The sequence below is a fragment of the Ruegeria sp. CF4 genome, assembly GCF_056537345.1.
On record NZ_JBQFRJ010000001.1, the window covers coordinates 691,713 to 704,837 of the forward strand.

General features: G+C 59.0%; 11 protein-coding genes. 7 read left to right on the forward strand and 4 right to left on the reverse strand.

Annotated features, from left to right (window positions below):
• Positions 1-26: 26 nt before the first annotated feature.
• The gene (locus ACR0NF_RS03420; RefSeq protein ID WP_480469671.1) at positions 27-647 is read right to left on the reverse strand and encodes a thiamine phosphate synthase; all 621 of its coding nucleotides are present in this window, start codon (positions 645-647) and stop codon (positions 27-29) included.
• 164 nt (positions 648-811) lie between these two features.
• Here ACR0NF_RS03420 and ACR0NF_RS03425 point away from each other — a divergent pair, with 164 nt between their 5' ends.
• Genes ACR0NF_RS03425 through ACR0NF_RS03435 form a run of 3 tightly spaced genes read left to right on the forward strand, consistent with a single transcriptional unit; the run spans position 812 to position 4,235 of the window.
• Positions 812-1,555 carry an RNA methyltransferase gene (locus ACR0NF_RS03425; RefSeq protein ID WP_480657495.1) on the forward strand — a complete coding sequence of 248 codons (744 nt, stop codon included), beginning with the start codon at positions 812-814 and terminating at the stop codon, positions 1,553-1,555.
• 60 nt (positions 1,556-1,615) lie between these two features.
• Entirely contained in the window at positions 1,616-2,761 is a 1,146-nt protein-coding gene (gene ctaA, locus ACR0NF_RS03430; protein ID WP_480666851.1) for a heme A synthase, read from the forward strand.
• A gap of 4 nt (positions 2,762-2,765) precedes the next feature.
• Complete coding sequence (locus ACR0NF_RS03435; RefSeq protein ID WP_480777775.1) at positions 2,766-4,235, forward strand: carboxypeptidase M32; 1,470 nt, start codon at positions 2,766-2,768, stop codon at positions 4,233-4,235.
• 28 nt (positions 4,236-4,263) lie between these two features.
• Here the strand turns inward: ACR0NF_RS03435 and trhA are convergent, their stop codons facing one another.
• Together trhA and gyrA are read right to left on the reverse strand one after the other, a co-directional pair.
• Positions 4,264-4,932, reverse strand: coding sequence for a PAQR family membrane homeostasis protein TrhA (gene trhA / locus ACR0NF_RS03440; protein ID WP_480469675.1), 669 nt, complete (start codon positions 4,930-4,932; stop codon positions 4,264-4,266).
• A gap of 126 nt (positions 4,933-5,058) precedes the next feature.
• The gene (gyrA, locus tag ACR0NF_RS03445; RefSeq protein ID WP_480777776.1) at positions 5,059-7,782 is read right to left on the reverse strand and encodes a DNA gyrase subunit A; all 2,724 of its coding nucleotides are present in this window, start codon (positions 7,780-7,782) and stop codon (positions 5,059-5,061) included.
• A gap of 193 nt (positions 7,783-7,975) precedes the next feature.
• Between gyrA and ACR0NF_RS03450 the strand changes: the two genes are divergently transcribed.
• The gene (locus ACR0NF_RS03450) at positions 7,976-8,245 is read left to right on the forward strand and encodes an usg protein (RefSeq protein WP_480469677.1); all 270 of its coding nucleotides are present in this window, start codon (positions 7,976-7,978) and stop codon (positions 8,243-8,245) included.
• Positions 8,246-8,248: 3 nt separating this feature from the next.
• Here the strand turns inward: ACR0NF_RS03450 and ACR0NF_RS03455 are convergent, their stop codons facing one another.
• Entirely contained in the window at positions 8,249-9,202 is a 954-nt protein-coding gene (locus ACR0NF_RS03455) for a radical SAM protein (protein WP_480777777.1), read from the reverse strand.
• Between the two features lie 163 nt (positions 9,203-9,365).
• Here ACR0NF_RS03455 and zwf point away from each other — a divergent pair, with 163 nt between their 5' ends.
• Genes zwf through pgi form a run of 3 tightly spaced genes read left to right on the forward strand, consistent with a single transcriptional unit; the run spans position 9,366 to position 13,104 of the window.
• On the forward strand, positions 9,366-10,820 hold the full coding sequence (gene zwf / locus ACR0NF_RS03460) for a glucose-6-phosphate dehydrogenase (RefSeq protein WP_480777778.1): 1,455 nt from the start codon (positions 9,366-9,368) through the stop codon (positions 10,818-10,820).
• Positions 10,817-11,488, forward strand: a complete 672-nt coding sequence (pgl, locus tag ACR0NF_RS03465; protein WP_480469680.1) for a 6-phosphogluconolactonase — start codon at positions 10,817-10,819, stop codon at positions 11,486-11,488. The genes zwf and pgl overlap by 4 nt, the downstream gene beginning before the upstream one ends.
• A gap of 5 nt (positions 11,489-11,493) precedes the next feature.
• Positions 11,494-13,104, forward strand: a complete 1,611-nt coding sequence (gene pgi / locus ACR0NF_RS03470) for a glucose-6-phosphate isomerase (RefSeq protein WP_480469681.1) — start codon at positions 11,494-11,496, stop codon at positions 13,102-13,104.
• Positions 13,105-13,125: the final 21 nt, after the last annotated feature.

Consider the following 13,125-nt stretch of genomic DNA (forward strand, 5'->3'; position numbering starts at 1 on the left):
GGTGCAAGGGTTAACGCTCACATCCCTCAGCGCATTGCGGCAATCAGAGAGTTCAGCGCGTCCAGCGGGTTATCTTGTGACCAGATTTCCTCGCCGATGCCGAAGAAATCAGTGCAGGGGGTAAGGTCCTGCACCAGTTCCGGGGTCAGCCCACCTTCGGCCACGACCGGAACCTCGATCATCTCGGACCACCATTGGAACAGGTCTTTCTCGGCCTGCGTACCATCGCCCAGCGTGACAGAGCCGACCGGGCCAAAGGCCACATAATCCGCACCATTCTCACCAGCGGTCATGCCATCATGGCTGGAGGTGCCGCAGAAGCTGCCTACGATCGCGTCTGCGCCCAATTCCTTGCGGGCAGCCCGGATGGAGCGCGCGCCGTCATCCAGATGCACGCCATCCAGCCCCAACCGCTGCGCAAGCAGAACGTGGTTGGAAATCACGATGGCCACGTCCCGCGCATGCGCCACCTCGCGGCAGGCATCGGCCGCGCGCGAGATGGTGTCTTCGTCGCTGCCTGCCAAAGCCAGACGAATACAGGCAATGTCAGCCCCATCCAGCACACGGCCCAATTGTTCGGGGAATGTGCTCAGCGCGATAGTCGGAGGCGTGATCAGGTAAATCTGCGGCTGCTCTGGAGTGTCCATTGCGCGTCCTTCGGCTTTGAATTCTTTCGCGCGGTTTAGCGGATTGCGCGGGGGAAGCAAACTTTTATGCCCGCTGAGCATCTATTTGAGAGCAGAACAGGCAGGGGCGGCTTGCCCTTGATCCATGTGGCCAGTAGAGCAGGCGGAGTTTTTCGGAGTGAGCCATGCCCAGCGATACATCCCAGCCTTCCTTCGTTCTGGTGCGCCCGCAGATGGGTGAAAACATCGGTGCCGCCGCGCGGGCGATGTGGAACTTTGGGCTGGACCGGATGCGGATCGTGGCGCCGCGGGACGGGTGGCCCAATCCCAAGGCTGTGGCGATGTCCAGCGGGGCTGGACGGCTGCTGGACGAGGCGCAGCTGTTCGATGATCTGGCGGGCGCGCTGGCGGACACCACCTTTGTCTTTGCCACAACAGCGCGGCAGCGCGGGTTGACCAAGCCCGTCTATAGCCCGGAGCGTGCAATGCAGCTCGCAGCTGAGAAAGTGGCGGCGGGCGAAAAGGTGGCTGTGCTGTTTGGCCCGGAACGTGCAGGGCTTGAAAACGAAGATATTGCCAAGGCCAACGCGATCATCTCGGTCCCTGTGAATCCGGAATATGCCTCGTTGAACCTTGGGCAATGCGTGCTGCTGACCGCCTATGAATGGATGCGCCAGACCGGGGATGTCGTGCATGAGGCAACTGATCTGGGCAAGGGCGACTGGGCCACGGGTATCGAGGTCGAAAAACTGGTCGAGCATTACGAGGACCGGTTGGAAGAGGCCGGGTTCTTCTATCCACCCGAAAAGGCGGAGGGCATGAAGGTCAATCTGCGCAATCTGTGGTCGCGGATGCGGATGACACGTGCGGATGTGCAGATGCTGCACGGGATCATGCGGCAGATGGTCCGCTGGAAGGACAAAGGCTGAGGCTGGACCTCGGCTGCCGGTGGCCCTAGCTTGCGATGAAATTCAGGACATGAGGACAGCATGAGCGGTAAGCGCAGCATCTTCGAGGAAGTCTCGGACACCGAAAAGCAACAGGCAGTTCAACCCGGTATGATCGATCGGGGCCGCGGTGGCGCGCGCAATGCAATCCGCGCCTGGCTGATGATCCTGTTTGCTCTGGTGGTGGTGATGATTGCGGTGGGCGGGCTGACGCGCCTGACCGATAGCGGTCTCTCGATCACCGAATGGCGGCCTATCACCGGGGCCATCCCGCCGATGAATGAGGCCGACTGGCAATCCGAGTTTGATAAGTACAAAGAAATCGACCAGTGGCGCATTCAGAACCAGTGGATGGAACTGGATGATTTCAAAACCATCTATTGGTGGGAATGGGGCCATCGCCAACTGGGCCGCGTGATTGGACTCGTCTGGGCCATCGGGTTCTTCGGCTTTCTTGTGGCGCGCAAAATCCCGACGGGATGGACCGGCAAGCTGCTGATCCCCGGCGCTCTGGGCGGCGTTCAGGGGGCTGTTGGCTGGTGGATGGTTGCCTCGGGCGTCACGCAAGGTGAAGGCATGACCGCCGTTGCCAGCTATCGTCTGGCGACGCATCTGGGGTTGGCCTTCGTGATCCTCGGTTTCCTTGCCTGGTACATCTTTGAACTTGGCCGGGAAGAGCGTGACCTGATGCAGGCCCGACGCGCGAAAGAGACCAAACTTTTCTCTCTGTCGACCGGTCTGCTGCACTTCACCTTTTTGCAAATCCTCATCGGTGCCTTGGTGGCAGGGATCGACGCCGGGCGGTCCTACACCGACTGGCCTCTGATTGGTGGGCAACTGCTGCCGCCTGATGCGGCGATGCTTGAGCCGATGTGGCGCAACTTCTTCGAAAGCCCCGGTCTGGTGCAGTTCATTCATCGTTGCGTGGGCTATCTGCTGCTCATCTTCGCCTTTGTCGTCTGGCGGCGTGGGCAGACCAGCGCCCATCCACAAACCCGGTTCGCATTCAACGCGGCCTTTGCGGCGCTCTCGCTACAGGTGGTTGTGGGCATCGTGACTGTCGTTTACGCAGCCCCGTGGCAGATCGCCATTTTCCACCAGTTCATGGCCGTGGTTGTCTGGACCTTGATCCTGCGCGCGCGGTTCCTGACAGCTTACCCCATCGCAACCTCTCTGCGCGGAGAATGATTTCATGACAGCATTCAATGATCTGATGGCCTTTCAGCGCGAAATCTCGGCCCTGGGCCAGATTGCCGGACGGCTGGGTTGGGATCAGGAAACGGTGATGCCGCGCGGAGCGGCTGTGCAGCGGGCCGAGGAGATGGCAGCGATTGAGGCTGTTCTGCATGCCCGCCGTTCCGACCCGCGTGTTGCGGACTGGCTGGAGCAGGCTGCGCCTCAGGACGAGGTTGGCAAGGCGCAGCTGCGTGAAATCCGGCGCGCCTATGACCGGGCGGTAAAGGTGCCCGCTGATCTGGCCACGGCGATTGCCCGGGTAACCTCGGCGGCGCAGGGTAAATGGGCGCAGGCGCGTGCGGACGAAGACGTTTCGGCTTTCCTTCCGGTATTGGAAGAGGTTGTTTCCCTGAAACGCCAGGAAGGCGAAGCGTTGGCACAAGGCAGCGATATCTATGACGCGATGGTCGAGGATTATGAACCCTATACGACCGGAGCCCAGATTGCCGCGATCTTTGACGAAATGCGCCCGCGTCTGGTTGCCCTACGCGCCGCTGTCCTGGATCGTCCCGAGCCTGCTGCACTGACGGGCCGTTTTGATGAACTCACTCAGATGCGTCTATCACAAAAGCTGGCCGTGGCCTTTGGGTATGATCTGAACAATGGACGCGTAGACAAGGCCGTGCACCCGTTCAGCTCGGGCAGCGGTCTGGATGTGCGCATCACCACCCGGACCAGTGAAACCGACCCGTTCAACTGCTTCTATTCCACGATTCATGAAGTCGGGCACGCAGCTTATGAACAGGGGATCGACCGCAACTATCTGCTGACCCCACTGGGCCGGGGTGTCTCGATGGGCGTGCATGAGAGCCAAAGCCGTATCTATGAGAACCAGTTGGGCCGGTCTCGTGCCTTCACCGGTTGGCTGTTCAAGCAGATGACCGACGCGTTTGGTGACTTTGGCGTCGCGGACGCGGATGCGTTCTATGCCACGGTGAATCGGGTCCATAACGGGTATATCCGGACCGAAGCCGATGAGGTTCAATACAACCTTCACATCATGCTGCGCTTTGATCTGGAACGCGCCCTGATGGCCGGCGACTTGCAGGTGAGCGACCTTGAGGCTGCTTGGAATGATCGTTTCAAAGCGGATTTCGGGTATGCGGTGGATAAGCCCTCGAACGGGTGTTTGCAGGATGTGCATTGGTCGGTTGGCTTGTTTGGCTATTTCCCGACCTATTCGCTGGGCAACGTCTATGCGGGATGCCTGTATCATGCGCTGCGCACGGCAATTCCCAAACTTGAGGGGCAGTTGGCGGCTGGCGATACATCCGAGGCCACCGGCTGGCTTCGAGAGCAGGTTCAGCAACACGGAGGGCTGTACGCGCCCCGCGAAATCATCCAGCGCGCCAGTGGCGTGGAACCGGGACCAGAGCCGCTGTTGGCCTATCTGGAGCAGAAGTTTGGGGCGTTGTATGGGCTTTGAAGCCCGCTCGGCATGATCGGGTTCGACCTTAGATGGGCCCAGACGGTACCATTTCGATACGCAGGGCGACGGCGGCAAAGAACAGGCCGCTACCAGTCAAGACGAACACATGCCATATGGTGTTGTGATAGGGCAGCCAGTCCAAAAGGTAGAATACCACGCCTGCGGTGTAGATCAGACCCCCGGCAATCATAAGCGTCAAGGTGCCCGGCGAAAGCTCGGCCAGCATGGATTGCCCGGCCCAGACTGCGGCCCACCCCATCAGCAGATAAAGCGCCAGTCCGAACCAGCGGAAGCGGCTGGGGTCGATCATCTTCAGGACCGACCCGAGCGTGGCCGAAGACCATAGGCCCAGCAGCAACCCCGGTGGTTGTGAGGCCGAAAGCAATAGAAACGGTGTATAGGTGCCCGCAATCTTCACGTAGATGCCGGAATGATCGAGACGGCGCAGAAACTCTGCCCATTCGTCATGTTCGATCATGTTGTAAAGCGCCGAGAAGGTCAGCATCAGAACCAGCGTGATACCATAGATCGAAGCCCCCAGGACCGCCGCCGGGTCGGATCGATAGAAAACCGTCATGATGATCAGCATTGGCACCGCGATCAGCGCCGAGGACACGCCCAGGACATGAATGACACCATCGCTTATGCGTTCAGCGCGGCTGTAGGCAGGGCGGATATGGGCGAAAGACCACATAATAAAAGGCTAGGGCTGCGGTGGGTCTCGGGCAAGTCCGCCAACGGGGCCGTTGGCATGAACGTGACCCAGAATAACAAAAACGCCCGCAAAACGGGCGCTTTGTTACACTTCTGTAGTGCTTTGTTATTCTTCGCTTTCTTCATCACCCTGATCGGCTATCCAGGCGACGCTAACAACTTCTTCACCTTTGCCGGTGTTGAAGACCCGAACTCCGCCCGCGCTGCGGGAGCGGAACGAGATGCCCTCGACCGGCACCCGGATCGACTGGCCTTTGGACGTTGCCAGCATGATCTGGTCATCGATCTCAACGGGGAACGAGGCCACCAGTTCGCCGCCACGCATGGCCTTGTCCATCGCCGCGACACCCATGCCGCCGCGTCCGCGGACGGGGTAATCATGGCTTGAGCTCAGCTTGCCCGCGCCACCGGTCGTGATGGTCAGGATCAGGTTTTCGGCCGCCGACATCTCGGCATAGCGTTCCTGTGTGATTGAGCCGGGCGCGGCTTCGTCCTCGTCTGTCTCTCCATCATCAGCAATCCCCGCGACGGCGCGGCGCATTTTGAGATAAGCAGCGCGCTCATCCGGATCAGCTTCGAAGTGGCGGATTACGGACATCGAGACGACACGGTCGCCATTGGTCAGCTTGATGCCGCGCACGCCAGTCGACTCGCGCGAATTGAAGACGCGGACATCGGTAGTGCGGAAGCGGATCGCGCGGCCTGAGTTGGTCACCAGCATCACGTCTTCATCTTCTGAACAGATGCGGGCGTTTACCAGTTCCACGCCCTCGGGCAGCTTCATTGCGATCTTGCCATTGCGGCGAACGTTGGTGAAGTCCGACAAGCGGTTGCGGCGCACGTCGCCCGCGCTGGTGGCGAAGACGATCTGCAGGTTTTCCCATTCTTCATCCGGCACATCGACCGGCATGATCGCCGCGATGGAAACGCCCGTTGGGATCGGCAGGATGTTGACGATCGCCTTGCCTTTACCGGTGCGTCCCGATTGCGGCAGGCGCCAAGTCTTGAGCTTGTAGACCATGCCATCGGTGGTGAAGAACAGCAGTTGAGTATGCGTGTTGGCCACGAAGAGGTTGGTGACAACATCCTCTTCCTTGGTCTGCATCCCCGACAAGCCCTTGCCGCCGCGTTTTTGGGAGCGGAAATCGGCCAGCGGCGTACGTTTGATATAGCCGCCCGAGGTGACGGTCACGACCATATCCTCACGCTCGATCAGGTCCTCGTCTTCCATGTCGCCGGACCAGTCAACGATCTCGGTACGGCGGTCGACGGCGAATTTCTCGCGGACGTCGCGCAGTTCATCGGCGATGATGCCCATGATGCGCTCGCGTGAGGACAGAATATCCAGGTATTCCTTGATCTTGGCGGCCAGTTCTTCCAGCTCGTCCGTGACCTCTTTGACACCCAGTTGGGTCAGGCGCTGAAGACGCAGGTCGAGGATGGCACGGGCCTGAACCTCGGTCAGGTTATAGGTGCCATCGTCGTTCATCTTGGACAAAGGATCGTCGATCAGGCGCAGATAGCCCTCGATCTCGGATGCAGGCCAGCGGCGGGTCATCAGTTTCTCGCGCGCCTCTGCGGCGTCTGCCGACGAGCGGATCGTGGCGACCACTTCGTCCACGTTCGACACGGCCACGGCCAGACCACACAGGATATGGCTGCGTTCACGCGCTTTGCGCAGGTCGTAGGCTGTGCGTCGGGCAACGACATCCTCGCGGAAGTCGATGAACGAGGTCAGGAACCGGCGCAGGGTCAACTGCTCGGGGCGGCCACCGTTCAGCGCCAGCATGTTGCAGCCAAAGGATGTCTGCATCGGTGAGAAGCGATAGAGCTGGTTCAGAACAACTTCAGGCGTTGCATCGCGTTTCAGTTCGACCACCACGCGCACGCCATTGCGGTCGGATTCGTCCTGTACATGCGCCACGCCTTCGATGCGTTTCTCGCGCACCGCCTCGGCGATCTTCTCGATCATCGAAGCCTTGTTTACCTGATACGGGATCTCATCCACGACAATGGCGTAGCGATCCTTGCGCAGTTCTTCGACCCGCGTCTTAGCACGGATGATGACGCTGCCACGGCCCTCTAGATAGGCTTTGCGTGCGCCAGAACGACCCAGCATCACACCGCCGGTGGGGAAGTCGGGGCCGGGGACGTATTCGATCAGTTGCTCGGACGTCAAATCTGGGTCGTCGATCAGCGCCAGAGTTGCGTCGACCACTTCACCCAGATTGTGCGGCGGGATGTTCGTGGCCATACCCACAGCGATACCACCGGCGCCATTGACCAGCATGTTCGGGAAACGCGCGGGCAGGACGGTCGGTTCCTTGTCCTTGCCGTCGTAGTTGTCCTGAAAATCAACCGTCTCTTTTTCGATATCTGCCAGCAGCGCGGCGGCAGGCTTGTCCATCCGCACTTCGGTGTAACGCATCGCCGCCGGGTTATCGCCGTCCATTGAGCCAAAGTTGCCCTGACCGTCCAACAGCGGCAGCGACATCGAGAAATCCTGCGCCATCCGCACCAGCGCGTCATAGATCGCGCTGTCACCATGCGGGTGATATTTACCCATCACATCGCCCACCGGACGGGCCGATTTGCGATACGCTTTGTCATGCGTATTCCCGGTCTCGTGCATGGCATAGAGAATCCGCCGGTGAACCGGTTTCAAGCCATCGCGCAGATCGGGGATCGCGCGGGACACGATGACCGACATGGCATAGTCCAGATAGGACGTGCGCATCTCGGATTCGATGGAGACCGTCGGGCCGTCATAGACTGGGCGCTCGGGCGGGGTTTCATCCATGTTTTCTGGGGTTTCTGGCGTATCGCTCACGTAGGCTGCCCGTGTCTTGTTCTTGATCTATATCTTGTGGATGCACCTTATCAGACCCGGCATATAAGGTGCAAGCAAGCTGATGATTTAGCAAAAAATACCGCAGTAACACGAGGGTAACATATTGTTATATAAGTATTAGGAGGGTTCCGTGTTACCCTGAGAAGACCTTTTAACAAATTTGGAGGTCTGAATGGCGCAAAGCGAAACCGAATTGATGCTCAAGGGGTACGGGCTGACGACGGCGGAGTTCTTTTATCACATGCCCGATTATATTCATGTTCTGAATACCTTTATCTGGCAGGATTACGACCTTGCTCCGGATCATCCGAAACTCTTTAAATTCGTAGAATTCTGGCAAAAAGAGATCGAAGGACCGTTGCATTCGGTCCGGTTCACCCATCGTAAGATGATCGCCCCGGGGGAGTGGCGCAATATGGTGGGTGAATTCCGGGTGAATTAACCCTCAGGCTGAACAGCTTGCCCCGCCTAACACGCAGAATTTGGCGCAGTGGGGGTGGTTCAGATGAACGTTGGATTCCGCCTCGGCCAGGGTTGCACCCATTTCGAATTCAGGCGCATAGGGCAGCAGCGTGCAGGCCAAAACAGCGGGACGTTCGGCACCTTTGCGCTTTATCACCATTCGAGAGCTGGCGCACATCACCGCATCAGGCGATTTGTTCAGAATGCCCCAGCAGGCCGTGGTGATCTCGGGCACTTCCACAGTTTCATCCATCTCGGGGAACAGGACGGTCTGAGCAGGGTTCTGGGCGTCGATGTCAAACCCATGCTTTGCAAAAAACGCGGCATAGCCTGCGCGGCTTTCGGCGTCGGTATCGCCCCAGAGCGTGCGACCAGCGATAGCCATCTTGAACCCATTGTCGCGCAACCACTCCATTCCCGCGACCGTTTTGTCAAAGCTGCCTCCGCCACGTTCCTCATCATGAAGTTCAGGCCGATAATGATCGACCGAAATCCGCAGGGTAAGCTTATCGCCGTAGGTTTGCTGCAAATCCAACAACCCCTCGCGCGTTTTGCGACGCATCATCGGTAACATCGCATTGGTCAGGATCAGCACCTCGTATCCACGCTCCAGCGCCGTTTGGGTCATGTCGATCATCTCGGGGTTCATAAAGGGTTCGCCGCCAGTAAATCCGATCTCGCGGATCGGCCATTTACGCTCTTCGATCTGATCCAGATAGTCACGCACTTCGTCAGCGGTGATGTAAACCAAGGCGTCATTCGTTGGGCTACTGGCTATGTAGCAGTTCACACATTCGATATTGCACAGGGTTCCAGTGTTGAACCACAACGTCTCGGGGTTGGTCAGGGTGACCGAGGCACGTGTCTGGCCGTCTGCTGTCACCTTTTTGTTTTGAAACTTGCCGATATTGGCAACCTGCGGGACGTTGTCTTTCATTCCGGTATCCGGTTCAGTGCGCTTGCCTTCCTGACCTAACCAATCAGGTGGGTTTCGTTAAGTGGAGCAACCTGTCATTGACGGAGTTTTGATGGCAGCGATTTATTGCTTTATGGTTGCGCTAACATTGGACATGGCCCAAGCGGCAAGGTAAGGAAAACGCATGGTTTCTCGTGTCATACCTGTCGACCCCTTCGATCTGGTCATTTTCGGCGCAACTGGCGATCTGGCGCAGCGCAAGATCGTTCCGGCGCTGTTTCGACGCTATTGCGCTGGTCAATGGCCTCAGGACACTCAGATTATTGGTGCTGCGCGGGGCGGGCTGGACGCCGGGGCGTTTCGGGCGATGGTCTCTGATTCGCTCCATCGGCACGCGCCGGATCAGGTTAGGGATGCCGAGGCGCTGCAGGGGTTTCTGCAGCGCGTTGATTATGTTTCGCTGGATGCCTTGTCGGATGAGGGTTGGGCGAGGCTTGCCGGAAAGTTGCAGCCGCAACGCGTACGGGCCTTCTATTTCTCGGTTGGGCCACGCCTGTTTGGGCCACTGGCCGAGCAGATCAAAGCGCATGACCTTTTGACCGAGCAGGCGCGGATCGTGGTTGAAAAACCGTTCGGACATGATCTGGAAAGCGCCCGAGCGTTGAACGCAACGCTCGCGGCGCATTTTGATGAGAGCCAGATCTATCGGATCGATCATTATCTGGGCAAAGAGACGGTGCAGAACCTGATGGCCGTCCGTTTCGGCAATATGCTGTTCGAGCCGCTCTGGAACAGCCAATACGTCGACCACATTCAGATCACAGTTGCTGAAACTGTCGGCATTGACGGGCGTGAGGATTATTATGAGCGTGCGGGTGCGATGCGCGACATGATGCAGAACCACCTGATGCAGCTTCTATGCCTCATCGCGATGGAGCCACCGGCGAAATTCGACCCCGACGCGGTGCGTGATGAAAAGCTGAAGGTGATCCGGGCGCTGGATCCGGTTGAGCCGCACCACATCGTGCGCGGTCAATTCGTCGACGGTGCAGCGGGCCAAGGTTATCGTGACGTTGTAGGAAACCCGCGCTCCACAACTGAAAGCTATGTGGCTTTGCGCGCCCATATCAGCAATTGGCGGTGGGCGGGAACTCCGTTCTATCTGCGTACGGGCAAAGAATTGGTGGCCCGGTCTTCGGTCATCAATGTGATGTTCAAGGACGCGCCGCATTCGATCTTCGGGGAAGAGGCGGGGCGCCATGCAAATGCGCTGTCGATCCGGCTGCAGCCCAATGAAGGCATTACGCTGAAGGTGACGATCAAGGAACCCGGGCAGGGCGGTATGCGTCTGGTCGACGTGCCGCTGGACATGAGTTTTGCCGAGGCGCTGGGACCCGAAAGCCAGAATCCACCTGATGCCTATGAACGGCTGGTGATGGATGTTATTCGCGGCAACCAGACCCTGTTCATGCGCGGTGATGAGGTCGAGGCCGCCTGGGCCTGGACCGACCCGATCATCGCTGGCTGGGAAGCACGGGGCGATGTGCCCAAACCTTATGAAAGTGGCAGCACCGGCCCCGGCGACGCCGAATTGCTGATGAAACGAGATGGTCGCCGCTGGCAGGGGATAAACCCATGAATATCAAAGAATATGCCGACCGTGACATGCTGGCGATAGATGTCGCCAATGATCTCGCCGGAGACTTGGAATCCGCCTTGCTGCACCATGACATGGTCTCGCTTGCGGTTCCCGGCGGGACGACACCAGGGCCGGTGTTCGACGTCCTCTGCGCCGCCGATCTGGAATGGGATCGGGTGCGGGTTCTGCCCACTGATGAGCGCTGTGTTGCGGGGGATAGCGAACGCTCAAACGAGCGTCTGATCCGAGAGCGTTTGCTGACCAGCCGCGCCTCGGTTGCGCAATATGTGCCACTCTATGTTGAAGGCCACGAACCTGAGGAAGTTTTACCCGAGATTGAGAGCTTGATTAACCCAGTGCTGCCGCTGTCAGTGCTGGTGCTTGGGATGGGTGAGGATATGCACACCGCCTCGCTTTTTCCGGGGATGGACGGGTTGGCGGCCGCGCTGGACAGCCATGCGCCAACGCTTGCGGTGGCACGCACCGATGTGCAGCCAGAACCGCGCATTACCCTGACTGCGCCGGTTCTGGAGGGGGCGCTTTCGAAACATCTGATCATTTTCGGCACCGCCAAACGTGATGCGCTTGAGCGGGCTATGACGTTGCCGCCCGAAGACGCTCCGATCGCGGCAGTGCTGAGTGGTATGACGGTTCATTGGGCGGAGTAGACGCGATGCAGTTGGATAGCCTCAAGACCTATGTCGCGGTGACCCAGGGCCGACGTATCGAGGATCTGTTCGCTGACGATCCAACGCGCGCACAGGGGTTCTCGGCCTCGACCGGTGATCTGCTGTTTGATTACTCGAAAACACAGATTGATGAGAGTATCCGGTCGGGTTTGATTGATTTGTGCGATCAGGCGGGGCTGGCCGAACGCCGCGAGGCCATGTTCACAGGCCAGAAGATCAACGAGACCGAAGACCGTGCGGTGCTGCATACGGCGCTGCGCAACCTTGATGGCGACCCGGTTGAGGTTGATGGGCAGGATGTGATGCCAGATGTGCTCAGCACCCTGCAGCGGATGCGTATCTTCGCCGAGGAAGTGCGCGGCGGCGCGATCCAAGGGGCGGGGGGCAGCTTTACCGATGTAGTGAGTATCGGCATCGGCGGCTCGGATCTGGGACCGGTCATGGCGACCCATGCGCTGTCGCCATATCACGATGGGCCACGGCTGCATTATGTGTCGAACGTGGATGGCGCGCATATTGCCGATACTTTACGTCCGCTTGATCCGAAGCGCACGCTGGTCATCGTGGCTACGAAAACGTTCACCACGATCGAGACCATGACCAATGCACGTACCGCACGGGCGTGGATGGTGGACGGGGGTGGGGACCTGTCTCAGCAATTCGCGGCTGTCTCGAGCGCTGTGGACAGAACGGCCGCATTCGGCATCCCCGAAGAGCACGTGTTCGGGTTCGCCGGCTGGGTCGGCGGGCGCTATTCCGTTTGGGGGCCGGTGGGACTGCCAGTGATGATCGCCGTTGGATCAAACGCGTTTGATGCGTTTCTGCGGGGCGGGCAGGCGATGGATCTGCATTTTCGCTCGGCAGAATGGGTCGAGAATATGCCGGTGATGTTGGCCCTGGTCGGTATCTGGCATCGTCAGGTGCTGGGGCATGCCAGCCGCGCGGTGCTGCCCTATGATCAACGCCTGCTGCGCCTTCCTGCCTATTTCCAGCAGCTTGAGATGGAATCGAATGGTAAATCCGTCGCCATGGATGGCAGCGATCTGACAATACCATCCGGCCCAGTGGTCTGGGGTGAGCCCGGCACCAACGGGCAGCACGCGTTCTATCAGCTGATCCATCAGGGCACCGATGTGATCCCCTGCGAGTTCATGGTGGCTGCCGAGGGGCATGAACCCGAATTGGCGCATCATCACCGGTTGTTGCTGGCCAATTGTCTGGCCCAGTCCGAGGCTTTGATGCGGGGGCGCTCGTTAGAGAAAGCCCGGTCACGTATGGCGGAAAAAGGTCTGACCGGAGACGAGTTGGAGCGTCAGGCAAGGCACCGCGTATTCTCGGGCAATCGCCCTTCGACCACGTTGATTTACCCACAATTGACACCTTTTGTGCTGGGCCAGATCATCGCGCTCTACGAACATCGTGTGTTTGTCGAAGGGGTATTGCTGGGCATAAACTCTTTCGATCAATGGGGCGTTGAGCTGGGCAAGGAACTGGCGACTTCTCTGGGTCCTATTGTCGATGGAGAGAGTGGCACCGAGGGCAAGGACGGTTCGACCGCCGCTCTGGTCGAATACGCTTTACGCCATCGCAGTTGACGCCGCGCCCGGTCGCACTCT